Raw genomic sequence first — 23730 nt, 5'->3', positions numbered from 1 at the left:
GGGCCGGGTGGTTTTCCGGACCCAGGGTCGTCCCGGCCTCCCGCGCGACAGCCTGCGCCGCTCCGACGACTCCGCCCAAACCCTCGTCAGCCCCGGCCGGCCCCCGTCAGTCCCCGTCGAGTGATGTCGGAGCCTCGGGCCCGGCCGTCGTGAGCACGTTCTCCCGTACCGTCACCGTCGTGGGGTGGTCCGCACCGAGGACGCGTTCCTGGAGGCCGATGGCCTTGTCGGTGTGTCCGGCCTGCTGGTGGGAGGCGGCGAGGTTGTTGCGGTTGACGAGCGTGACGGGGTGGTCGGGGCCGAGGACGCGCTCGCAGGCCGCGAGGAGGCGTTCCTGGAGGTCGACGGCTTCGGTGACCCGCCCGGCCCGCCGGTAGTAATCCGCGAGGCTGCCGTGGGTGGCCAGGGTGCTCGGGTCGTCGGTACCGAGGGTGCGTTCGCGGTCGGCGAGGACACGCTCCTGCAGGTCGACGGCCTCGTCGGGGTGTCCGGCGTGGTGGTGGGCGGCGGCGAGGTTGTCGCGGCTCGTGAGGGTGTCGGGGTGATCGGAGCCGAAGGCCCGTTCCAGGACGGCGGCGACGAGGCTCCAGTGCCGGACGGCAGCGGTGTACGAACCGGCGTCGAGGAGGCTGTGGTACAGGTAGGCGGCGGATTCGGCGGGGGAGTAGGTGCCGATGTCGACGAGCGTCCGGTCGCTCCCCGTGCTGGCCGCGCCCCGGTGGCGGGTGGTGGCGACCACCCGCCCGCGCCCGCCGCGGCTCGTGACCGGCCAAAGGCCCTCCGGCGTCTGGTCGGTGGCGTTGTCGAGGACGACCAGCCAGCTGCGATCGGTGGTGGCCAGCCACTCCAGGAAGCGCTCGGCGTCCTGCTCGGCCGCACCGCCCGGTCCCGCGACCCGAACCGCCGCGGCGGCCCGCGCGTAGACGTCCGTCACGGCGGCGGCCTCGGTCGCGTCCGCCCACAGCACCAGGTCCGTACCGGCCTCGACGGCCTCGCGCGCGCAGTGGGCGGCGAGTTGGGACTTCCCGACGCCGCCACCACCCGCCAGCACCTGGCTGAGCACCACCGTCCCGTGCCGCCCCCGGGCCTCGTCGATGGCCCGCCGCAGTCCCTCGCGCGGCTGGAAAGCCGTCGCCCTCGGCGGGATCCGGCCGATCACCAGCGGCCACCGCACCTCGTCGGCAGGCGCCGCGTACTGGTTGACCGTCAGCTCGCCGGCCTGGAAGACGCTGCCGTTGACCGTGCCGCCGCCGATGTCGTTCCTGACCTGCCAGCCCCGCACCTGCCCGCCCCCGCCGCCCGGTGTGTCGAATGGCTCCCATTATGGCGTTGCGGAACCACCTCGACCACGGTCACCCGGTACCAACGGCGACCCCCTCGACCCGGGCCACCGCCCCGGTGGCCGTGGTGCCGTCAGCGGGCGAACTTCTCGATCGCCGCCGGGGTGACGGGGGTGAAGAAGTTGACGAGGTTGCCGTCGGGGTCGCGGAGCAGGAGCGAGCGGTTGCCCCAGGGCATGGTGGTGGGCTCCGTCACGAAGTCGGCGACGGAATCGGCCAGGTTCCGGTGGACGCCGTCCACGTCGGCGACGAGGAATTCGATGATCACGGTGCTGTTGTCGGCCGGACGGGCGCAGCCGGGCGCGAACAGTGCCACGGTGCGGGTGCTGCCGATCGCGAGGGTTCCGCGGGGGGTCCGCAGTTCGGCGAAGTCCTCGGTGGACCACTGCGCCCGCACGCCGGTGGCCCGCTCGTAGAAGGCGACGAGGCGTGCGATGTCGCCGGTGATGATCCGGATCGAAACGAGGTCCATGGTGCTCTCCGCTCGGGTGGGTGATGCCGTTGTCGTTGCCCTTCGGACGCTAGGCCAAATAGTGGACAGAATCGGTCCGGTATTCCTCAGGCATCGCCGCTAGGCTCGTGGCCATGGCTCGACCCACCGGCCGCGTGCTCACCCTCCTCGAACTCCTGCAGTCGGGCGGGATCAGAACGGTGGCCGAACTCGCCGACCGGCTCGGCGTCGACGGGCGCACCGTGCGGCGGTACGTGGACCACCTCGTCGACCTCGACATCCCCGTCGAGTCGGTCCGCGGCCGCTACGGCGGGTACCGGCTCGCCCCCGGGTACCGCCTGCCACCGCTCATGCTCAACGACGACGAGGCGCTCGCCGTGCTGCTCGGCCTCGCCGCCGGCCGCCGGACGGGACTGCTGACGGCGGCCGAGACCGCGGGCGAGACGGCGGCGGCCAAGATCCGCCGGGCGCTGCCCGAGCGACTCGCCCACCGGCTCGACGCCGTCATGGAATCCCTCGCCTTCACGGCCGCGCCCGGCGAGTCGGCCACCCCGGAGACCGGGGTCCTGCTCGCCGTCGCCGACGCGGTGCGCCACTGCCGCCCGATCTCGATCCGGTACACCGGCCGGGACGGCCGGCGGAGCGAACGCACGCTGCACCCGTACGGGATCGTCACGCACAGGGGGCGGTGGTACGTCACGGGCGCCGACCCCGGGATCGGCCAGGACCGGACCTTCCGGCTCGACCGGATCGAGGACGCGAGGGCCCTGCCGGGCTCGTTCGAGCCGCCCGCCGGGGTCGATCCGGCGCAGCGCGTCCTGTCCGGGCTGGCCACGGCGGCGTACCGGCACGAGGTCACGCTGCGGATCCACGGGACGGTCGAGCAGATCCGCGCCCGGCTCCCCGCCGACATCGCGACCGTCGAGGAAGCCGAGAGCGTGGCGGAAGCCGAGACCGGGAGCGTGAACGGGCCCGAGTCCGCGCACACCGCGGACCCGCACGCCGAGCGTTGGCTCCGCGTCGAGGTGCGGGCGGAGCGGCTGGACTGGCTGCCTCCCCTGCTCGCGTCCCTCGACCGGCCGTTCGTCCTCGAGCGGCCGGACGAGCTGCGCGACCTCGTCGTCGCGCTGGCCGACCGGCTCGCGGCCGCTGCCCGCCGGAGCTGACGCCGGACGCCCGGCCGGTCAGCCCGAGCAGGTCGGGCAGAGCCCCCGGTAGGTGACCTCGGCCTGCGAGACGGCGAATCCGAAGCGCTGCTCCGCCGGGAGGTCGGCGAGCGGGTTGCCGCGGGGGTGGACGTCGCGGATGGTGCCGCAGCCGGTGCAGACCAGGTGCTGGTGCGGGTGGTGGGCGTTGGGGTCGTAGCGCTTGGCGCGCCCGTCGGTGGAGACCTCGAGGACCTCGCCGAGGGTGACCAGCTCGCCGAGGGTGTTGTAGACCGTCGCACGGGAGATCTCCGGGAGGCGGTCCGCCGCCCGGGCGTGCACCTCGTCCGCGGTCAGGTGCACGTGTTCGCCGTCCAGGACCTCGGCCACGACTCTCCGCTGGGAGGTCAGGCGCCAGCCGCGCCCGCGCAGCCGCTCCAGCAGATCACTCATATCGGTTCACCTATTCAGGTCAAGGGGAAGACCGGAGTTTACCAATGCACATCCGGTGCCGTCCGGATCCCGATGGGATATGGGTTTGGTGTCTTTCTTGACTTGGATTCAGTCCATCGTAGGATCGGCTCCGGCGCTAGCCTGGGTAGCAGCAGCACGTGGCTCCCGTTGTTGCACGACGCAGCGGCAACACGTGGCGCGCGGCTCCAGCCAGCACCGGTAGGTGCCGAAGGTAGCTAGAAAGACAGCGATCCGCCTTGTGAGGGAAGGATTCCCATGTCTGACATCCACGATGCAACCGGCGTAGAGGCGAAGGCGGAGGGCTGCCCGGTGAACCACGGGCGCGCGCCGCACCCCACCCAGGGCGGCGGGAACCGCCAGTGGTGGCCGGAACGGCTCAACCTGAAGATCCTTGCCAAGAACCCCGCCGTCGCCAACCCGCTCGGTGCGGAGTTCGACTACGCGGCGGCCTTCGACGCGCTCGACCTCCCCGCCGTCAAGCGGGACATCCAGGAGGTCCTCACGACCTCCCAGGACTGGTGGCCGGCCGACTACGGCAACTACGGCCCGTTCATGATCCGGATGGCCTGGCACAGCGCCGGCACCTACCGGATCAGCGACGGCCGCGGCGGCGCCGGCGGCGGCCAGCAGCGCTTCGCCCCGCTGAACAGCTGGCCGGACAACGCCAGCCTGGACAAGGCCCGCCGCCTGCTGTGGCCGGTGAAGAAGAAGTACGGCCGCAGCCTGTCCTGGGCCGACCTGATCGTCCTGACCGGCAACGTCGCCCTGGAGGAGATGGGCTTCCGGACCTTCGGATTCGGCGGCGGCCGGGTGGACGAGTGGGAGCCCGACGAGGACGTCTACTGGGGCCCCGAGACCACCTGGCTGGCCGACCAGCGCTACACCGGCGACCGCGAGCTGGAGAGCCCGCTGGCCGCCGTCCAGATGGGTCTGATCTACGTCAACCCCGAGGGCCCCAACGGCAACCCGGACCCGATCGCCGCCGCCCGCGACATCCGCGAGACCTTCCACCGGATGGCGATGAACGACGAGGAGACCGTCGCGCTGATCGCCGGCGGCCACACCTTCGGCAAGACCCACGGCGCCGGCCCGGCGGACAACGTCGGCCCGGACCCCGAGGACGCCCCGATGGAGCAGCAGGGCCTCGGCTGGAAGAGCGCCTTCGGCACCGGCGTGGGTGGCGACGCGATCACCAGCGGCCTCGAGGGCGCCTGGACGCCGACCCCCATCACCTGGGACAACAGCTTCTTCGAGACGCTGTTCGGCTACGAGTGGGAGCTCACCAAGAGCCCGGCCGGTGCCCACCAGTGGAAGCCGAAGGACGGCGCCGGCGAGGGCACCGTCCCCGACGCCCACGACCCGGCCAAGCGCCACGTCCCGATCATGCTCACCACGGACCTGTCGCTGCGCTTCGACCCGGTCTACGAGCCGATCTCCCGGCGCTTCCTGGAGAACCCGCACGAGTTCGCGGACGCCTTCGCCCGCGCCTGGTACAAGCTCACCCACCGCGACATGGGCCCGGTCGTCCGCTACCGCGGCCCCGAGGTCCCGACCGAGCAGCTGCTCTGGCAGGACCCGCTGCCCGAGGCCTCGTACGAGCAGGTCGAGCCGGCCGACGTCGCCGACCTCAAGCGGCGGATCAACGCCACCGGCCTGTCGGTGGCCGAGCTGGTCTCCACCGCCTGGGCGGCGGCCTCCTCCTACCGCTCCAGCGACAAGCGCGGCGGCGCCAACGGCGGCCGGATCCGGCTGCAGCCGCAGATCGGCTGGGAGGTCAACGAGCCCGACCGGCTGGCGTCGGTGCTGCGCACCCTGGAGGGCGTGCAGCAGGAGTTCAACGCGCAGGCCGGCGACAAGCAGGTCTCGCTCGCCGACCTGGTGGTCCTGGCCGGCGGGGTCGGCGTCGAGCAGGCGGCCAGGGCGGCCGGCCTCGCCGTCGAGGTGCCGTTCGCGCCCGGCCGGGTCGACGCGTCGCAGGAGCTCACCGACACCGAGTCCTTCGCCGCGCTGGAGCCCAAGGCGGACGGCTTCCGCAACTGGGTCGGCAAGGGCAACCGGCTGCCGGCCGAGCACCTGCTGCTCGACAAGGCGAACCTGCTGGGCCTGAGCGCCCCGGAGCTGACCGTGCTGGTCGGCGGCCTGCGCGTGCTGGGCGCCAACCACGGCCAGTCCGCGCACGGTGTGCTCACCGAGACGGTCGGCGTGCTGACGAACGACTTCTTCGTCAACCTGCTGGACCTGGACACCCGTTGGGCGGCCACCTCGGAGGACTCGCACACCTTCGAGGCGCGGGACGCCGTCGGCCGGGTCAAGTGGACCGGCACCCGGGCCGACCTGGTCTTCGGCTCGAACGCCGAACTGCGGGCCGTCGCCGAGGTGTACGCGAGCGACGACGCCAAGGAGAAGTTCGTGACGGACTTCGTCGCGGCCTGGGTCAAGGTCATGAACGCGGACCGCTTCGACCTCGTCTGATCCGCACGGCGACCGACCGCGGGAGCCCGGGGGCGTCAACCCCCGGGCTCCCGCGGCGCGTTGCTGCCGGTGTGTTCTGCCGTCGACGCGTTACCTCACCGCGGTCACCGCGGCCGGCCGGCGGAGCCCACGCTGACCAGCCCCGTCTCGTACGCCGCGACCACCACCTGGGCGCGGTCCCGCAGGCCCAGCTTGCCGAGGATCCGGGCCACGTGCGTCTTCACCGTCGCCTCGGACAGCTGTAGCTCGGCGGCGAGTTCGGCGTTGCTGAGACCGCGCGCGAGCAGCGCCGTCACCTCCAGCTCGCGCGGAGTGAGCGTGCCCAGCTCGCGGTGCGGTGCGGCGGCCGCAGGGGCGTCCGGGCGGGCGAAGCGCTCGACCAGGCGGCGGGTGATGGCGGGGGCCAGCAGGGCGTCCCCGGTGCGGACCAGCCGGACGGCGGCGGTCAGGTGCTCCGGGGTGACGTCCTTCAGCAGGAAGCCGCTCGCCCCGGCGGCCATCGCCGCGTAGACGTAGTGGTCGAGGTCGAAGGTGGTCAGCATGATGATCCGCGAAGGTTCCCGCGCCGGGTCGGCGAGGATCCGGCGGGTCGCCTCGAGCCCGTCCAGTCCGGGCATCCGGATGTCCATCAGGACGACGTCCGGACCGGTCCGGCGGACGGCGGCGACGGCCTGCTCGCCGTCCTCGGCCTCGGCGACCACCTCGATCCCCTCCGACTCCAGGATCAGCCGGAACCCCGTGCGGACCAGGGCCTGGTCGTCGGCGACCACCACACGCAGGGGCTGCGCACTCATGAACTCTCCAGGGGGATCAGGGCCGTGACGCGGTAGCCGCCGCGCGGCCCGGGGCCGGTGTGCAGGGTGCCGCCGTAGACGGCGAGGCGTTCGCGCAGGCCGAGCAGGCCGCGTCCGTTGCCGGTGGCGGCGGCGCCGGTGGGCCGGCCGCCGGTGTCGGTGACGTCCACCTTCAGGTGGGCGGAGGCGTACTCGACGGTGACCGCGGCGGCGCCGCCGCCCGCATGCTTGACGGTGTTGGTCAGGGCCTCCTGGACGACCCGGTAGGCGGCCAGTTCGACCCCCGGCGGGACGGCGCGGTGCTCACCGTGGACGGCGAGTTCGACCGGCAGCCCGGCCCGCCGGACACCCTCGACGAGGGCGTCCAGGCGGCCGAGACCGGGCTGGGGGCTGAGGTCGGCGTCCGCGGCCGGATCGCCGCCGCTGTCCGAATCGATCGTCAACAGGCCCATGACGTGCCGCAGTTCGGTCATCGCGGCACGTCCGCCGGACTCCACCGCGGCCATCGCCTCGCGGGCCCTGTCCGGGGCGCTGTCCAGGATCTTGCGAGCGGCCCCGGCCTGGATCGTCATCATGCTCACGTTGTGGGTGACGACGTCGTGCAACTCCCGGGCGATGCGCGCCCGTTCGAGCTCCACCACGCGGCGCAGCGCGGCCAACTGCTCGCGCTCCAGGGCGGTGAGCCGCTCGCGCCCCTCGTCGACCCGGCGCCGCCACATCCGCAGCTCGTACGCGACCGCGAACACCGGCACCAGGACCAGCACGGCGATCACCCCGTTGGGGAAGTGCGGCAACTTGGCCTCGGCGAACAGCACCACCAGCGCGGCGGCCGAGGCCGGCAGGCCGAGCAGGAGCGCCGTCCGACGGCGCCCGTACGCGGCGGCGCTGTACGCGGCGACGATCACCGCCACGCCCGCCGCGTACGCGATGTCCTGCGACTGGTGGCGGACCAGCAGCGCGGCCGGCAGCACCGTCCACAGCACCGCCAGCGGGAAGCGGCGGCGCAGCGCGAGCGGCAGCGGCACGAGCGGTACCAGCGGCATTAGCCCGGTCACCGTCGGCGTACTCGGGTTGCCCGCGAGGGCGGCGTAGCGGCCGCAGACGAGCGTGAGGAGAAGGGCCAGGGCCACGTCGAAGGCCTGGCCGCGCCGGGTGGGCCGGGGTGGCGGCGCGACGCTCGGACCGTCGGCCCGGCGGAGAGCCGCCTGCAGCCGTCGCACCGTCGGATGGTTGATCACCGGGACATTGTGGGGCCCGGGCGCCCCCGCGGACAGCCCCACGAGTGGCTGCCACCGGTACACCCGGTGACTACCTCGCAGGGATGACGCCGCGCCCGGTCCGCCGGACGGGGTACGGGGCCGGGTACGGACGGGGTGCGGGGCCGGGTACGGGCGGGGTACGGGACTTCGGCAACGGGCCCGAGGACGTCACCGTCCCCGGGGCGGCCGGCGTCGGCCTACGGCTCGTCCGCCGGCTGCTCCTCGGCCTTCTCCTCCTCCGCCCGGACCTGCTCGGTGAAGGTGTGGGCATCGATCCGCTCGACCGTCGCGCCGTGCCGGGCGGCCAGCTCGTCGGCCGGGCCGGGCGAGGACTCGCGGACGTCCAGGGCGAGCAGCGCGCCGCCGTCCGGCACCCGGGGCGAGAGCACGATCATCGCGGCGCCGGTCTCCGACGCCAGGCGCTCCTCCGCCGCGTTGCCGAGCGCCGCACCCGCCGCGAAGCCCAGCAGCACGCCGACCGGCCCGCCGAGCAGCCCCACCAGTCCGCCCAGCAGCCCGGAGCCGACAGTGGCCACGCCCGCGCCCCGGGTGAAGGTGTCCTTCACCGCGAGCAGTCCGTCGGCGCTGCGCTCCACCGCGGCCGCCACCCGTAGGCCGGGCAGGTGCTGGGCCTCGTCGAAGGCCGGGTGCCAGCCGGCGGTGTCGGGGAAGGTCAGCAGGACGACGTTGTGCTGGTCGCTCATCGCACTCCGATCGGGGCGGGTCCGGCGGGTGGCCGGGCTTCCATCCTGATCCCCGGTGCCGGGGCCTGCCACAGGAACGGAACCTCCAAACCTGGCCCGGGGCCCACCCGGCCGCCACCGCCCGGATTTCGGACAGGTGTACGGCGGCCTGCCGGGCCGGGCGGTGCGCAGGGGTGGGGCGTGGCCTGGGGGAGGGCTACCGGACGACCCGGCGGGGCGCTAGTTCGATCCTGGCCGAAATCCCGACCGCCGCTGCGCAGACCCTGGTGTGACGGGCGAGACACTGCCAGGATCCCGACCCGGCACGCCCGTGCCAGACCGAACGCTTGGAGGAGGCCCCATGCAGCCCACGGCTGAGCAGGTTCGCGCACTCAAGGACGAGGACTTCCGGCTCACCCTCGGCCAGGGCCACCAGGTCCACCCGGCCGGCCAGCCGGCGGACGAGGTCTACGTGACCGGCGCGGTGCAGGCCAGCACCTGCGGCGGCTGGTCGAGCTGTGGGAGCGTCTGCAGCTTCTGACGCCGACGGGCGCCGGGCTCCCCGGACGTCCGGCCGCAGTTCGACCGTGGCCGGAAAACGGCACCGGGCGCCCAACGGCCCTGGTGCGCCCGCAGGGGTCCTGACAGGATCCGGACGACCGGCGCGACCGTCGCCGGACCGGCCCCTCCGGGGAGGCACCCACCCATGCTGCCCGTCACCGACCAACTCCGCGCACTCAAGGACGAGGACTACCGGCTCACCCTCGACCCGACCAACCGCCCGCACCCGGCGGGCGACCCGGCGAGCGAGCTGTACGTCACAGCCGCCGTACAGCTCAACACCTGCGAAAACCCGTCGAGTTGTTGGCGCATGTGCAGCATGTGAGCCGACTTCGCGGGAGGCGCACCCGGCCGGGAGGCACAGCCGGCCGGGTGCGCCTCCCGACCGCCGTCGAGGGGTGCCGAGCCGTCGAGGGGTGCCGAGCGGGCGAGGGGTACCGAGCGAACAGAGCCGAGTAGACGAGAGAGGCAGCAGCGCCCCGTGGTCGACGCGTCCGAATTCCTGCGGGCTGCCGCCCGCGCCGTCCCGCTGCACGCCCGCGGCCGGGCGGCGTCGGACGGCCCTCGCCTCCACCCCCAGTCTGCTGAGTTCGCCGAACGGGCTGCTCGCGCCACCCGGAAGCTGGAGCGCTGGCGGGCCCAGGCGCCGTTCGACCGGGACGGCTGGTTCGAGCGCCGCCTCGCCGCCGACGGCCTCACCCCGGAGGCCCTGCACAGCCTCCTCGCCGAGCATCCGGACGCGCTCGCCGACCGCCTCGGGCCGCCCCCGTGGGCCGAACGCCTCGCCGAGGCGTTCCGCAGGGAGACCGCCCCGGCTGCCCCGGCCGCACCGGGCAGCTCGCCGGCCCTGGAGGTGCCGCCCGTCCTGGACGTCCCTGAGGGGCATGCCTTCGCCCGGCTCGTCGCCCCGCTGCTCGCCGACGCCCGGGACCGCCTGTGCGCCGGGATCGCCGCCCTGGACGCCCCCGTCCTCGGCGCCCCCGCCGAGCTGACCGCGCTCGCCCTCCCCGCGCTCACCGCCGCCGCCCACGGACTGGCCACCCGGACCGTCATCACCGAACTCCATGTCGCCCGCCTCGCCGGGGAGTTGACCGGCGACACCCCCGAACGGCGGTACCGCGACTTCCTCGGCCGGCTCGCCCGGCCCGAGCGGGCCCTGCGACTCCTCGCCGAGTACCCGGTCCTGGCGCACCGCCTCGCCACCGCCGCCGAGCAGTGGACGAGCAGCACCCTCACCCTCCTCCGCCGCCTCGCCGCCGACCTGCCCGCCCTCCGCGCCACCTTCGCCGACGGCCGCCCGCTCGGTCGCCTCACCGGCCTCGCCACCGGCCTCGGCGACCCGCACCGCGGCGGCGCCACGGTCAGCTCACTGCGCTTCGAGCACGGCGTCCGGATCGTCTACAAGCCGCGCCCGCTCGGCGCCGAGACCCACTTCCAGCAGCTCCTGCGGTGGCTCAACCCCCAGTTGCGGCTGCCCCTGCACGACCTCGCCCACCTGCCCGGCGACGGCTACGGTTGGGTCGCCCACCTCACCGCCGAACCCGCTCGCGGCGACGCCGAGTTGAGCGCCTTCTACCACCGCGCGGGCACCCTCGCCGCGCTGCTGTACGTCCTGGACGCGGTCGACTGCCACGCCCAGAACCTGCTCGCCGTCCGCGACCAGCCCGTCCTCATCGACCTGGAGGCGCTCCTCCACCCCGACCTGCACGAACCCGCCAAGGACCTCTCCGAGTCCGAACGCCTCGCCCGCCGCCAGGCCCGGCACTCGGTGCTGCGCTCCGGCCTGCTGCCCGAACGCCTGTGGGACGAGGGCAACGGCGGCACCGACCTCTCCGCCCTCGGCTGGGATCCGGCCGCCCTCCCGCCCCGGCCCGTGCCCGTCCTGGTCGGCCAGGGGACGGACGAACTCCGGCTGGAGTACCGGCGGTTGCCCGTCGAAGCGCCCGGCAGCCGGCCCGTACCCGCCGGGCAGCCGCTCCGACCGGCCGACCACCTCGCCGAGCTGGAAGCCGGCTTCACCGAGGCCTACCGGCTGCTCGCCGCCGGCAAGGACCGGCTCCGCATGCTGCTGCACGCGTTCGCGGCCGACGAGACGCGGATGCTGCGCCGCGACACCTTCGAGTACCGCAGCCTCCTCAACACCGCCTGCCACCCGGACCTGCTGCGCGACGCCCTCGACCAGGACCGCCACCTCGACCGGCTCTGGGCGCTCGCCGGGTGGGAGGAGCACGCGCTCGCCTTCGTCGAGCACGAGCGCGCCGACCTGTGGCGCGGCGACGTGCCGGTCTTCACCATCCGCCCGGACGGCGTCGACGCCCGCTCCGCCACCGGCGCCGTCATCCCGGAGGCCGCCGACCGGCCCGCCCTCGACCTCGCGCTCGCCAAGGCGGAAGGTCTCGGCGAGGACGACCTCGCACGGCAACTCCAGCTGCTGCGGCTCTCGGTGACGACGGCGGACGGCGCGCGCGAACCGCGCCGGGCGGTGCTCGCGGTGGCGGGCGACCTGCCGTCCGAAGGGGGAGAGGACGTTGCGGTCCGCGCGCTCGCCAAGGCGGTGGAAGCGGGCGAGCAGCTGCTCCGCGAGGCCTACCGGGGCGGCGCTGACCTCGCCTGGGCCGGCCCCAACTGGACCCCGCCCGGCCGCTGGGCCTCCGCCGAGCTCGGCCCCGACCTGTACAGCGGCACCGCAGGCATCGTCCTCTTCCTGCACCAGCTCGCCGTCGTCACCGGCGACCGGGATCACGGATCTGCAGCCGCTGCAGCGGAACTGACGTTGCATCACCAGATCCGTCGACGTGCGGACCGGCTCGGCGGCGGACTGTCCGGCGCCGGCGGCCTGCTCTACGCCCTCGCCCACCTCGCCGCCGACCGGCCCGGCGCCGCCAGCCCCGACGCCGCCCGCCCCGACGCCGAACTGGACGTCCTCGCCGGGCTGGTGATCGACCGCATTGCGGCCACCGCGCCCGACGACACCCTCCACGACCTGCTCTCCGGCAACGCGGGCACCATCGCCGGCCTGCTCGCGTGGGAGGCCGTCCGGCCGGGCAGGGCCGTCACCGCCGCCCTCGTCGCCTGCGCCGACCGCCTCGCCCGGACTGCCACCCCGCACCCCGACGGCGGCGTCGGCTGGCTCCCCGCCTCCCTCGCCGGGACGGCGCGCCGCCCGCTGGCCGGTTTCGCCCACGGCGGCTCCGGCATCGCCTGGGCCCTCGCCCGCGCGGGCCGCCGCCTCGGCGATCCGGAGCCGCCCGAACTCGCCCTCGCCGCGCTGAAGTACGAGCGCACCCTGTTCGACCCGGCCGCCGCCAACTGGCGCGACGTCCGCGAGGACGGCGGCCCGCACGCTCCGTCCTTCCCCACCCTCTGGTGCCACGGCGCCTCCGGCATCGCCCTCGCCAGGATCGAACTCGCCGAACTCCTCCCGGGCGGCGGCGAGTTGCTGCGCAAGGAACGGGACACCGCGCTCGACACCGTGCGCCGCGAGGGCTTCGGCCTCAACTTCTCCCTCTGCCACGGCGACCTCGGCAACCTCGAACCCCTCCACCTCGCCGGCGCCCCCTGGCACGCCCAGGCCCACGCCACCCTCGACGCCCTCGACACCCGCGGCTGGGTCTGCGGCCTTCCCCACGGCGTCCACAGCCCCTCCCTCATGGTCGGCCTCGCGGGCATCGGCCACGGCCTCCTCCGCCTGGCCGCCCCGGACCGGGTGCCGTCCCTCCTCGCCCTCCACCCTCCGGTGACGGTCTGACCGCCCGCGCCCCGCCCGACCCCGTCTGCCCGCCCGACCACTCCTGCCCGCCCGACCCCGCCGATCGGGCGACTTGGTCGGTAAGCCCTTCCGATCACCGGATCATCTGGTGCTCGGTCCGCCTTCGGGCATCCCGTGGAATCGAACATCGCGAACCCTCGCAGTGATCGACTGCCACCAACCCGCCGTCCCTGACACGGAATCGACCGGATCGAGTGAGACCGGCCGAGACACGCCGGACACCGGCGCGGACCGCTGCCAGGATCGGGGTCCGCACCGGCAGCCCGCCCCCGCAGAGTGCCCACCGGCACCGCTGCCGCCCCCGCCACGCCCACCAGGAGTGCGTCAGTCCGCCGGGCGTGCCGCGTCGCGCAGCCTGCGCCAGGTGCGGCCGGCGGCCTCCAGCCCGGCGCGCCCGGCGTGCCTTTTGCGCCTGGCGCCGGGCTCGGCGGCCGCCCAGGTGCGGGCCGCCTCGGCGAAGGTCTCCGCCGGTGCGGGCGTGGCCCGCCGCCGCGCCTCGGCCGCGCGTGCCTCCGCCAGCAGGTCCGCCGGTTCGACCGTGTCGAGCTCCGCCCGGGCGTGGCCGAGCAGCGCGGCGCAGGCGTCGGCGATCGCGGCCTCGCCCAGCGGGCGCGCGGGGACGTCCAGCCCTTCGGCCAGCCGCTGTCCGAGGGCCGTCCGCAGGTCCTGCAGGGAGAGGTCGCGGACCGTCAGCGACAGATGGGCGGACAGCCCGGCCGCGCCCACCGCGCGGTGCGCGAAGCCGCGCGGGACGTAGAGCACGTCGCCGGGTTCGAGGACGCTGTGCAGGAGCCGGGGCGAGCGCTCGTCGTCCGGGAGTTCTCCCAGCGACCAGTCCGCCACCGCCGGTGCGTCGTGCACGTACCAGGTCTTGCGGCCGGCCGCCTGGAGGACGAACACGTCGGCGTCGTCGCGGTGCACCGCGAGCCCCTGGCCGCCGGCGGGCGTGAGGAAGAAGAACGCCTCCACGCGCCGGTCGAGTTCCTCGGACAGTCGGGTCACCAGCTCGCTCGTCGGCCGGTGCCACTGGTCGACGCACCGCAGCAGCAGCGTCGCCCCGGCGCGCAGGCGGGCGATGACCTTGGCGCGGTCGGCGAAGCCGTCGTGCGGCACGCCGTTGACCACGCGGGACGTGGTGTAGGCGTCGGGCGGGACGACGACCTTGTCGGAGCGGACCATCTCCAGGTAGGGGGCGCGCAGCAGCCCCCCGTCGAAGGCGGCGTCCAACGCGTCGAGGTCGAACGGGGAGGCGGGCCGCCCCGGCGTGAAGACGGCGGGTTCGCGCTGCCACTGGCGGCGGGCGAAGCTGTCGAGGTCGCCTACCCAGGCGGCGAGCGTGGGCGATTCCATGGCGTGTCCTGTGGGGGTGTCCGGTGGGGGTGTCCGGCGAAGTGTCCTGCGCGGCAGCCGGTGGGGTGTCCGGCGAGGGTCCGGCGGTGTCGGGCTGCGCGGTGCGCACGCTCGGTGCGCTCACGCGCCGACGGATGCCTCGAACCGCACCGAGAGCAGGGAGCGCAGGGGAACGGGCGCGTCCTGCCGCGGTCTGCGGATGACGATTCCGTCGTCGAGGGCGGTGGTCAGCAGGCGCGCGGCCAGGGGCACGACCAGGTGCTTGGCCCAGCAGCGGGCGCCGTCGAACCCGAACGGCATGAACGCGGGCGTCTTCTCCGGGTCGGCCACCCCGGTCCACCGTTCGGGCCGGAACTCCAGTGGGTCCGGCCAGTAGTCGGGGTGGCGGTGCATCAGGAGCGGGAGCAGCGCCACGTTGTCCTCGGCGCGGATCTCGGGGTGCAGGCCGGTGTACGCCTCTCCGCCGTTGCGCCACAGCATCCATGCGGGCGGGAGCAGCCGCAGCGTCTCCCACAGGACCGCGGTGAGGTCGGTGCGGGCCGCCTCCCCGTCCGGTGCCCGCTCCCCGCCTCGTTCCTGTTCCTGTTCCTGTCGCAGGAGCCACAGCGCGTTGCCGGCCAGTGCGGCCACGCCGTCGCAGAGGGTGGCCGTCGCGCGCCGGTACATCGCGATGGCTTGTCTTCGGTCCAGCGGGTCGGACGCACCGCGGATCAGCTCGGCCAGTGCGGTCGACCTGCCTTCGGCCTCGGATCCCGGCCAGACGGTGACGGCGCGGTCGACGATCCGGGAGAGCGTGTCGGAGCGCGTGACGCCGCGTCTCGACAGCAGGGAGACCGGCAGGGGGTCGGACGAGTAGAGCCACCGGCGCAGGTGGGAGGTGGCCGCGTACGGCCAGCGGCCGGACAGTCCGCGGATCGGGGGCGGTGGCGTCCGGATGCCCGCCAGCACGTCCTGGCCCAGCGCGCGGATGGTCCGGGTCGCGCTGTCGTGGTGGATGTCGGCGCCGGCGGCGGGCTTGTAGACGGAGCGTTCGGTGGACAGCACGGGGCGCGCCGCGACGACCTCGGCCATCAGGTCGCGGTCGGAGATTCCGACCGTGGTCGCGTCGATCCGGAATACCTTTTCATTCCGGGCCAGTAGGCCCCGGATCCTCGGGGCGTAGACGACGGAATGGGGGCACAGCGGGGCCGGCGCCGTTTCTTCCACTTCTTCCACTTCTCCCACGGGAATCCAGCCTTATCGGAATGGCGGTGAAATGCGGGTTCCGCCCGGTACCGGCGGGGGGCGGCGGCTCGGCCGCGCCCCCCGCCGGTGATGGTGCGTCAGATGACGTGCAGGACCCACGCGTGGGCGGAGAGGTCCTCGTTGCGCTTGAACTTCTTGGCGATCGCCTTGATCATCTTCATGGGTGTTCTCCATTCCGTGATAGCGGGCACGCCAGGCGGGCACGCCCTGGGCGTTCGGCGAATCCGGTATTCCGGCAATGGAATCCGGACCGCTTCATCTGGTTCTGGACCCTAACCGAAGGCCGCCGTCCCTGACACCCCTTGGACATCGTGGATTTAATCTCTGCGCAACATTAACGGCGCATTTGCTGGGCGGATCGTTATAACCCCACTCCAGGCCGGGTGACATGGGTGGTGGGCGCGGCGTGGGCGGAAACGGCGGAGGGCCCCGCGTCGCCGCGGGGCCCTCGGTAGGTACGGGAGTGCCGGGTTGCCGGGTCGGTCAGTTGTAGGTCAGTTGTAGGTCGTGGTGACGGTGACGCCGTTGAAGCCCTGCTGGCCGTAGAGGCTGAAGTACACCCAGCCGGACGGCGGGTTGGCGATGGTCAGGGTCTCGCCGTTGCCGCTGTTGGCCGACTTGGCCTGGTACGAGCCGGTGGTGGCCCAGGCGCCGCCGTTGTAGTAGAGGTCGGCGTTGCCGGTGCCGCCGCTGGTGGTGATGGTCAGCTGCTTCACCCCGGCGGGCAGGTTCAGGAAGCTGTAGCTGTAGTTCCCGGTGGTGGCGGCCACGCCGTCGCGGCGGCAGTTCTTGTCGAACTGCCGGGCGTCGGCGGCGGTGCACAGGGGGGCCTGGCTGGTGGGCAGCGAGCCGCAGTTGTCGGCGGCGCAGGCCTTGAGCCAGGTGGCGAAGTCGGCGTCGTACGCGGTGCCGATGGTGGTCTTGAGCAGGGCGCGGGCGCCGTTCCAGTCGCCCACGCGGTACTTGCCGAGCAGCGCGGTCACGTCCTGCGGGTGCGACTGCAGCATGTAACGCACCGCGAGGTAGCCCCAGTTGTAGACCTTGGTGGAGTCGGAGTTGGCGTAGGTGTTGTCGAAGAGCGTGCTCAGCGCGTAGGTGCCCTTGCCGGCCTGGGCGACCGCGTCGTCGTAGTGGACGCCCCGGTAGCTGTACGAGATGTACTCGGCGAGGCCCTCGACCCACCAGACGGTCGGGGTGGTCATGCCGGCCTCGAAGTCGCCGTAGAAGTCGTAGCGGCCGTCGAGGTAGTGGGTGTACTCGTGGTTGAGGTTCCAGATCTGGAACTGGGGGCGCAGCCAGGAGGCCTCGTGGGCGATGAAGCGGGCCTGGTTGCCGACCTTGGCCGGATCACCCTCCTCGTACATGCCGCCGTTGTCCACGGCGATGTGGTACATCTCCCAGGCGTAGAGGCTGTAGTTGTAGTAGTCGTCGAAGACGACGACCTCGAGGCTGGTGTTGTTGTCGTTCGCGACCGGGCCGTTGTCCTTGACCACGCCGTGGAAGAACGTGTCCTCGTTGATGAGGCTGGTACAGGTGTCGGCGAGCTGCTGCGCGGTCATGTCCTGGGCGCGGATGCGCAGGTGGGCGTTGCAGGTGTGGTCGACGGTGAGCACGAGCGGGACGAGCCGGGTGGGCAGGTCGCACGTGCCGTAGTAGGCGCAGTTGCCCGCGTCCTTGTTCTCCGCGAACCAGACCAGGTTCATGGTGAGCGGGCCGGTGGCGCCGACCAGCGGGTAGCGGTTGATCAGGTCCTTGACCAGTGGCCGGGCCTGGGGCTTGAGCGCGTCCTGGGAGAGCAGGTTGCCGATCTGCATGCCGACGTTCGTCACCAGGTCCGAGCCGTTGAGCTGGGAGCCGTTGCGGGTGACGAAGGACGCCATGGTGGTGGCGAAGGACGGGTCGGCCTGCAGGGCGGTGGTGAAGGCCGGCAGTTCGAGGCCGCGGCGGATGACGGTCTCGGTGTTGCCGACGGCGGCGGCCATCGAGCCGGTCCAGGCGCCGGTGTAGTCGTTCAGCAGCCGCTTGACGACGCCGGTGTAGCGGGCGTTCTCCCGGGCGCTGTCGATCAGGGTGACGGCCTCGGCGAGGGTCTGGCCGTTGGCCTCGGTGACGTCCTTGCTGTGCGGGGCGGCGAAGAAGCCGTCCAGCGCGCCGCGGATCGCGGTCTGCAGGTTGCTGCCGTACGAGCCGACGACGTCGGGCTGGTTCCACTGCACGTAGTAGCCGGCGCGGAGGTAGACCACCAACTGCCCGGCGGAGGTGGAGTCGTCGCCGGGGTAGGCGGCGGAGACGTCGCGCAGGGCGTTGGCGACGGTGGTCATCTGGGCCTCGTCGAAGGCGCCCTTGGCGTTGTTGCCGGTGAGGTTGTACAGCGTGTTGATGCAGTCGAGCCCGGCCGACTTGACCTGCTGGACCAGCGCGGCACCGGAGTTGCCGGTGAAGGCGGAGACGTCGCAGGCGTTGGCGGTGAGCTGCTTGGGCTTGCCGGCGTTCGCACCGACGGTGCTGCCCGCCGTCGGGGCGTCGGGTTTGGCCTGCGGGTCCGCGGCCAGCGGCCGGGCGTCCTTGGGCGTGTCGGGGGACTTGGGCACGGGGATCGCGCGGGGCGCGGCCGCCTTGGCGGCGGGGGCGGGGGCGGGGGCCGACGGCTTGTCCGCGGCGTGGGCCTGGGGGGCGAAGAGTCCGAGGGCGAGGAAGAAGGCGGCGCCGAGCGCAGGGACTCTGCGCGCGTTCGCCTTCGCTATGCGGAAGGGACGCATGGGTGGGGGCCTCCGGGCCGGTGGGGCCGGTAGTGGCCGCGTGGTTGGGGACGCGGGCGCTCCAATGTGTGACATGTAAAATGGCACACCCGCGATGGCTGCGGGAAGGCCCGGGAGCGGAAAACTTGTCAGACCCTGACGGAGGTCGCCCTGTTGAGCTTTCGACGGGAATAAGCAGGAGCCCATGCAGCGTTCTTGCAACTCATACGCAATAGTGTTGTCCCGGCACGATCATCACCATCCGTCGAAAGGGCTGTGTCCCACCATGGGCGCCTACACGCTTCCCGACCTGCCGTACGACTACTCCGCGCTCGAGCGGGCGATGTCCGCCGAGATCCTGGAGCTGCACCACTCCAAGCACCACGCCGCCTACGTCAAGGGCGCCAACGACACCCTGGAGCAGCTCGCCGAGGCGCGCGACAAGGAGCAGCTCGGCGGCCTGGTCGGCCTGCAGAAGACGTTCGCCTTCCACCTGTCCGGCCACGTCCTCCACTCGCTGTTCTGGCAGAACCTCTCCCCGGAGGGCGGCGACCGCCCCGAAGGCGAACTGGCCGACGCCATCACCGAGCACTTCGGCAGCTTCGAGGCCTTCAAGAAGCAGCTCACCACCGCCACCACCGGCGTCCAGGGCTCCGGCTGGGGCATCCTCTCCTGGGAGCCGCTGGCCAAGCGCCTGATCGTCGAGCAGGTCTACGACCACCACGGCAACGTCGGCCAGGGCACCACCCCGCTGCTGGCCTTCGACGCCTGGGAGCACGCCTACTACCTGCAGTACCGCAACGTCCGCCCCGACTACGTCACCCGCCTGTGGGACGTCGTCAACTGGCAGGACGTGTCCGCCCGCTTCACGGCCGTCAAGAGCGCCTGACCCTCGCCGGCCGAACGGCCCCGGACCGCGCGCGCGGCCCGGGGCCTCATGCGTGAGGCCGACGGCCAAGGCCGCCACCTGCGACGAAGTGAAAAACGGGGAACCCCACCGATCCGGTTCACGTCATCAACCTCGGAAAGCTCGAAGACGGGTGGGGGAGCAGTCAACCGATGGACGCCAAAGCACGTATGAAGAATCTGGCCGGCAGCCGAGTGGCCCTCGCGGCGGCGGCCGTCGCTCTGACGGTGGGCGCCTGGGGGGTCGCGACGCTCACCGACTCGGACGCCACCCCCCGGCAGAACAGCGCACAGGAGCAGGGCGAGTCCGGCGACGGCAGCGGCGGCGAGAGCGCCAACGGTGGCGACGGGGCGGGCACCAACGGCGGAGACGGCGGGACGCAGCAGCCGGGTGGCATACCCGACGGCATAGCCCACGCCTCCGAGAGCGGAGGCAACGCCGTCAACATCACCATCGACGACGGACCCGATCCCACGTGGACCCCGAAGGTCCTCGACGTCCTCAAGCGGCACGGCGTGACGGCGACGTTCTGCATGATCGGACCTCAGGCCAAGGCCCACCCCGACCTCGTCAAGCAGGTCGTCGCGGCCGGCCACCGGCTCTGCGACCACACCGTGCACCACGACACCACGATGGACAAGAAGCCCGTCGCCTACCAGGAGAAGGAGATCCTGGACGCGAAGAAGATGATCGAGGACGCCGCGGGCGGCGCCAAGGTGCTTTACTACCGGGCCCCCGGCGGCTCGTTCACCCCCGACAGCCGGCGCATCGCCGCCGCGAACGGCATGCGCCCGCTCGGCTGGAACGTCGACTCCAAGGACTTCAGCAAGCCCGGCACCGCCACCATCGTGGACACGGTGAAGAAGGAGATCCACAACGGCCCGACCCTCCTGTTCCACGACGGCGGCGGCGACCGCCAGCAGACCGTCGACGCCCTCGACCAGGTCCTCACCTGGCTGAAGGCCCAGGGCCGCCCCACCGGCTTCCCGGTCCAAACCACCCCGTGAGACGCCCTACCACCCGGGCAACAGCGACCCTCGGTGCTGCCACGCGAGTCGCAGGAGCGCGGCACCGGCGGGCTGCATCGGGTCCGTGCGCGGTGGCTGCGAACAGCTCCCGGCCGACGGCTTCACTCCAGGTACCGTCCAGCCAAGGGGCGACGTCGTCATGGAGGTAGCGGACGGCGAGGTGGCTTCGCCAGCTCCGCTCTCGTCCTGACCGGTTGGCTGGCTGCTCACCGTTTCTGCTAGATCGATGCCCAGGACCTAGTCCTCGGTGTCGGCCGTCGATCCGCGATGCCCCGTGATCCCGATCCGCACCTCGTCACCCCGTTGCGTTGGCGCGTTTGGCGAGCTTCACCAGCGCCGATGGTGCGCTCCGGCCGGCGATTAGGATGAGCTCGCGGATCGTGGCCCGAGCGCCCACGTGACCTCGGACGCTTTCCGGTGCCAACTCCTCTGCTCGGAGGAGGCAATCGATGGCCTCCCCGAGGTGTCGACGCTGGGCGTGAGCGCGGCCAAGGTCGATCAGCAGCCTGGACCTCCGCTCGGTCGAGAGCCGGCCGGCGTCGATTCGGAGACCCAGGTCCAGGGCCTCACCTGCGTCGCCGAGGTCGACGGCCAAGGAGACGGTTTGGATCTCGACGTTCGTAGGGCCGAACTCCAGGTTGAAGTCGTTGCGGTCCTCGCCGAGTTGCTCCGCGACGCCTCGTGCGTTCGCGAGTTCCTGGTGGGCTCGTTCGCGCTGGCCGGCGCGGGCGGCGGCCAGCGCGAGGACAAGGTGGAGCGCGCCGAGAACGGAAAGTGCTTCAGGCAGCGGGTCGGCCTTCGAGGTGTATGCCCGCAGGGCTGCCACCGCACTTCCTGCCGAATGTTCTGCCTGGTCCAGCCGTTGGAGCCGGACGAACGCGTGAGCGAGACGGTAGACGCCGGCGAAGACGTGCAGTGGTTGTCCGGACTGCTCGGCGGCGCGGATGGCGCGATCAGCGGCCACCCAGGCAGCATCGGCCTCGTCCTGGCGCACGAAGGCTGCTGCGACTGCCTGGTAGGCCTGGCTGAGCAGCAGGTGGACCTCGGGACGTTCGTTCGCGGTGGCGGTCCGAGCTGCTTTCTCCAAACGCGGCAGAACGCCGGTGATGGCCGTGCCCAGCTCGGCGAATCGCGCGTCGTGTGTCAGATGCCAGAGTTGCTCGACGGCAGCGGTCAGCTCGGCAATCTCGGGTGTGGCTGTCTGGCGCTGCTCATCGAGCAGCGCATCGAGGGCCGGATGGCCCGAGAGGGAGAGCCGAACCAGGTCAAGGTCGTTGGTCCGTTCTCCTGCTTGCGGTGCGGGTGCTGCGGGCGATGGCGCATCGGCCCGCAGCGTCTGGACTGACACGCCGAGGCCGTTCGCCAGCAACTGGAGCACGTCGAGGCGGACCACGGGCTGGACACCGCGCTCGACCTGCGACACCCAGCTGGCGGTTCGGTTGATGGCGGCGGCGAGCTGATCCTGCCTCATGCCTCGGCTCTTGCGGAGCTGGGCGACTCGGGCGCCGAACGCCTGCTGCTCCTCAGGGCTCATCGGGCGGCCTTGTCGCCCGATGAGCCCTTGCCGGAGATCTCATCGAGGAACGTGACCTCGAATGATTCGAGGTACTGGCCACGTTCGGCCAGGAACCGGCGGACATGCGGCTGGCGTTCGTGTTCCTCGAACGCCGCACGGTCCGCGTACAGCTCGTAGAAGATCCGGACGCGAGGTTCGTCTGGCACGGCGTGGTTGACGTAGACGAGCGTTCCGGGCTCCTGGGTGCGGATGCCTTTGAGGGCCTGCGCCGCCAGGGTGTCGAAGTCGTGGGCAGCTGCCGCGTCGTGGGCGACGAAGCGCACAACCAGACCGAATCCCATGGTTCTCCCCTTCCTGAATCGGTTGAGTCTCGCATGACTCGGTGAAGGTCTGCGAGTAGCAGATTCACTTGACTCACAGTTTTCCTGCGACTACTTTCGGTGCTGCCACCATTGCGGAGAGCTATGGGTGGAGTCCCTTTCGCTGCCGTTCGTCGGCGGCAACTGTCCATCTGCGGTGATGGAGGAGCAATGGGGTGGAACGTGGTCGTCAGCCCGCTCAACAATGCGCGATTCCCGGTTCCGCTGGAGTGGGATGAGCCGCCGGGGGCCGGCGCCGTGCCGGCGGCGCGGCGGTTGGTGGTGGCGATCGTACGGGAGTGGGGCGTGCCGCTGTCGGACGACGCGTTGCGGGAACTGGAGCTGTGTGCGAGCGAGGTGATCGCCAACGCGCTGCTGCATGCCAGGGCGCGCTGTACCGTGACGGTTCGGTGGATGGCCGGGCGGGTTCGTGTCGAAGTCGCCGACCAGTGTGGTGAGTTGCCGGTTCGGGAGTGTGATGCCGAATCGACCGGCGGGCGCGGCCTCCTGCTCGTGGAGGCGCTGGCGCACGCGTGGGGGTGGTACTCGGCGGGGGCAGGCAAGGTGGTGTGGTTCGAGTACTCCGAAACCGTCGAAGCGCCGTGCCCCACGCATGGGTGGGGCACGGCGCCCGGCCTTCGGGTTCTCGGTCAGCCGAAGAAGGCGTCCAGGATCTGTTGGGCGGCCAGTCCTGCCGGGAGGGTGCCGGCGCGGACCCGAGTTTCCAACTCATCGGCGAGGCGCCGTACTTCGGGGCTCTCGTGCAGTCGCGCGTAGAGCTGGTCGTGGACCATGGCCCACGTCCACTCCACCTGCTGGTCGCGGCGCTTGGCGGCCAGGGCCCCGGTGGCGTCCAGCACCTTGCGGTGTTGCTGCAGCCGCTCCCAGAGGACGTCGAGGCCGGCGCCGTCGAGCCCGCTGCAGGTGAGTACCGGCGGGGTCCACGCGGCGTCCGGGGGCTGCAACAGCCGCATTGCGCCCGCGAGTTCGCGGGCTGCAGCCTTCGCGTCCGGCTCGTGCGGGCCGTCGGCCTTGTTGACGGCGATGACGTCCGCCAGTTCCAGGACGCCCTTCTTGATGCCCTGCAGCTGGTCGCCGGTCCGGGCGAGGCTGAGGAGCAGGAAGGTGTCGACCATCCCGGCCACCGCCGTCTCGGACTGGCCGACGCCGACCGTCTCGATGAGCACCACGTCGTATCCGGCGGCCTCCATCACCACCATGGATTCCCGAGTGGCCTTGGCGACCCCGCCGAGCGTGCCCGAGGTCGGGGAGGGTCGGACGAAGGCGGCGGGGTCGACGGCGAGGCGTTCCATCCTGGTCTTGTCGCCCAGGATGGAGCCGCCGGTCCGGCTGGAGGTCGGGTCGACGGCGAGCACCGCGACCCGGTGGCCCGCGGCCGTCAGCATCGACCCGAAGGAGTCGATGAAGGTCGACTTGCCGACGCCCGGCACCCCGGTGATGCCGACCCGGACCGCGCCGCCCGCGTGCGGCAGCAGCCGTTGGAGCAGCTGCTGGGCGAGCGTGCGGTGGTCGGGCCGGGTGGACTCGACGAGGGTGACGGCTCGCGCGATCCAGGCGCGCGAGCCGTCCAGGACGCCCGTCACGTAGGCGTCGAGATCGATCGTCCTCGGTGGCATGG

At 72.4% G+C, this 23730-nt stretch carries 19 protein-coding genes and 1 pseudogene; 8 read left to right on the top strand and 12 right to left on the bottom strand.

Features of this window, described 5'->3' with window-relative positions; translation table 11 throughout:
* Window positions 1-106 precede the first annotated feature (106 nt).
* Both AC0B61_RS25270 and AC0B61_RS25265 read right to left on the bottom strand, forming a co-directional pair.
* Entirely contained in the window at window positions 107-1282 is a 1176-nt protein-coding gene (locus AC0B61_RS25270; RefSeq protein WP_471743015.1) for a tetratricopeptide repeat protein, read from the bottom strand.
* Window positions 1283-1413: 131 nt separating this feature from the next.
* Window positions 1414-1812, bottom strand: a complete 399-nt coding sequence (locus AC0B61_RS25265) for a VOC family protein (protein WP_471743014.1) — start codon at window positions 1810-1812, stop codon at window positions 1414-1416.
* A gap of 113 nt (window positions 1813-1925) precedes the next feature.
* Here AC0B61_RS25265 and AC0B61_RS25260 point away from each other — a divergent pair, with 113 nt between their 5' ends.
* On the top strand, window positions 1926-2957 hold the full coding sequence (locus AC0B61_RS25260) for a helix-turn-helix transcriptional regulator (protein WP_471743013.1): 1032 nt from the start codon (window positions 1926-1928) through the stop codon (window positions 2955-2957).
* 18 nt (window positions 2958-2975) lie between these two features.
* On the opposite strand, the gene AC0B61_RS25255 is transcribed toward AC0B61_RS25260, so the two are convergent.
* The gene (locus AC0B61_RS25255) at window positions 2976-3389 is read right to left on the bottom strand and encodes a Fur family transcriptional regulator (protein ID WP_471743012.1); all 414 of its coding nucleotides are present in this window, start codon (window positions 3387-3389) and stop codon (window positions 2976-2978) included.
* Between the two features lie 276 nt (window positions 3390-3665).
* On the opposite strand from AC0B61_RS25255, the gene katG reads away from it, so the two are divergent.
* Window positions 3666-5882, top strand: coding sequence for a catalase/peroxidase HPI (gene katG, locus AC0B61_RS25250; RefSeq protein WP_471743011.1), 2217 nt, complete (start codon window positions 3666-3668; stop codon window positions 5880-5882).
* A 104-nt stretch (window positions 5883-5986) separates the two neighbouring features.
* Here katG and AC0B61_RS25245 read toward each other — a convergent pair whose 3' ends face one another.
* The 3 genes from AC0B61_RS25245 to AC0B61_RS25235 all read right to left on the bottom strand — a co-directional run bounded on the left by AC0B61_RS25245 (window position 5987) and on the right by AC0B61_RS25235 (window position 8639).
* Complete coding sequence (locus AC0B61_RS25245; protein ID WP_471743010.1) at window positions 5987-6676, bottom strand: response regulator transcription factor; 690 nt, start codon at window positions 6674-6676, stop codon at window positions 5987-5989.
* Complete coding sequence (locus AC0B61_RS25240; protein WP_471743009.1) at window positions 6673-7914, bottom strand: sensor histidine kinase; 1242 nt, start codon at window positions 7912-7914, stop codon at window positions 6673-6675. Before AC0B61_RS25240 ends, AC0B61_RS25245 begins: the two co-directional genes overlap by 4 nt.
* 218 nt (window positions 7915-8132) lie before the next feature.
* Window positions 8133-8639, bottom strand: coding sequence for a histidine kinase (locus AC0B61_RS25235; protein WP_471743008.1), 507 nt, complete (start codon window positions 8637-8639; stop codon window positions 8133-8135).
* Between the two features lie 340 nt (window positions 8640-8979).
* Between AC0B61_RS25235 and AC0B61_RS25230 the strand changes: the two genes are divergently transcribed.
* The 3 genes from AC0B61_RS25230 (at window position 8980) to AC0B61_RS25220 (ending at window position 12927) form a co-directional block, all read left to right on the top strand.
* A complete protein-coding gene (locus AC0B61_RS25230) occupies window positions 8980-9159 on the top strand; it encodes a hypothetical protein (protein ID WP_471743007.1) in 180 nt (59 codons plus the stop codon).
* Window positions 9160-9324: 165 nt separating this feature from the next.
* Window positions 9325-9504 carry a hypothetical protein gene (locus tag AC0B61_RS25225; protein WP_471743006.1) on the top strand — a complete coding sequence of 60 codons (180 nt, stop codon included), beginning with the start codon at window positions 9325-9327 and terminating at the stop codon, window positions 9502-9504.
* A 156-nt stretch (window positions 9505-9660) separates the two neighbouring features.
* Window positions 9661-12927 carry a type 2 lanthipeptide synthetase LanM family protein gene (locus tag AC0B61_RS25220; RefSeq protein WP_471743005.1) on the top strand — a complete coding sequence of 1089 codons (3267 nt, stop codon included), beginning with the start codon at window positions 9661-9663 and terminating at the stop codon, window positions 12925-12927.
* 345 nt (window positions 12928-13272) lie between these two features.
* On the opposite strand, the gene AC0B61_RS25215 is transcribed toward AC0B61_RS25220, so the two are convergent.
* The 3 genes from AC0B61_RS25215 to AC0B61_RS25205 form a co-directional block, all read right to left on the bottom strand.
* Window positions 13273-14298: a JmjC domain-containing protein gene (locus tag AC0B61_RS25215; protein WP_471743004.1), complete on the bottom strand. Its 1026-nt coding sequence runs from the start codon at window positions 14296-14298 to the stop codon at window positions 13273-13275.
* Window positions 14299-14418: 120 nt separating this feature from the next.
* The gene (locus tag AC0B61_RS25210) at window positions 14419-15369 is read right to left on the bottom strand and encodes a cytochrome P450 (protein WP_471743003.1); all 951 of its coding nucleotides are present in this window, start codon (window positions 15367-15369) and stop codon (window positions 14419-14421) included.
* A 668-nt stretch (window positions 15370-16037) separates the two neighbouring features.
* A complete protein-coding gene (locus AC0B61_RS25205; RefSeq protein WP_471743002.1) occupies window positions 16038-18302 on the bottom strand; it encodes a M9 family metallopeptidase in 2265 nt (754 codons plus the stop codon).
* Window positions 18303-18567: 265 nt separating this feature from the next.
* Here AC0B61_RS25205 and AC0B61_RS25200 point away from each other — a divergent pair, with 265 nt between their 5' ends.
* Together AC0B61_RS25200 and AC0B61_RS25195 are read left to right on the top strand one after the other, a co-directional pair.
* Window positions 18568-19170: a superoxide dismutase gene (locus AC0B61_RS25200; protein ID WP_471743001.1), complete on the top strand. Its 603-nt coding sequence runs from the start codon at window positions 18568-18570 to the stop codon at window positions 19168-19170.
* Between the two features lie 170 nt (window positions 19171-19340).
* Complete coding sequence (locus tag AC0B61_RS25195) at window positions 19341-20195, top strand: polysaccharide deacetylase family protein (protein ID WP_471743000.1); 855 nt, start codon at window positions 19341-19343, stop codon at window positions 20193-20195.
* Window positions 20196-20511: 316 nt separating this feature from the next.
* Here AC0B61_RS25195 and AC0B61_RS25190 read toward each other — a convergent pair whose 3' ends face one another.
* Window positions 20512-21750 (bottom strand): helix-turn-helix domain-containing protein, encoded by a 1239-nt coding sequence (locus tag AC0B61_RS25190; RefSeq protein ID WP_471742999.1) that lies wholly within the window; start codon window positions 21748-21750, stop codon window positions 20512-20514.
* Window positions 21747-22073, bottom strand: coding sequence for a putative quinol monooxygenase (locus AC0B61_RS25185; protein WP_471742998.1), 327 nt, complete (start codon window positions 22071-22073; stop codon window positions 21747-21749). The genes AC0B61_RS25190 and AC0B61_RS25185 overlap by 4 nt, the downstream gene beginning before the upstream one ends.
* 123 nt (window positions 22074-22196) lie before the next feature.
* Between AC0B61_RS25185 and AC0B61_RS25180 the strand changes: the two are divergent.
* Window positions 22197-22655, top strand: a pseudogene (locus AC0B61_RS25180) (ATP-binding protein); the annotation flags it as partial.
* 86 nt (window positions 22656-22741) lie between these two features.
* Here the strand turns inward: AC0B61_RS25180 and meaB are convergent.
* Window positions 22742-23728: a methylmalonyl Co-A mutase-associated GTPase MeaB gene (gene meaB, locus AC0B61_RS25175; protein ID WP_471742997.1), complete on the bottom strand. Its 987-nt coding sequence runs from the start codon at window positions 23726-23728 to the stop codon at window positions 22742-22744.
* Window positions 23729-23730 lie beyond the last annotated feature (2 nt).

The organism is Kitasatospora sp. NPDC023385 (assembly GCF_055664045.1).
The sequence above is the reverse complement of the archived record's forward strand: the minus strand, read 5'-3'. Positions and strand labels throughout refer to the sequence as shown.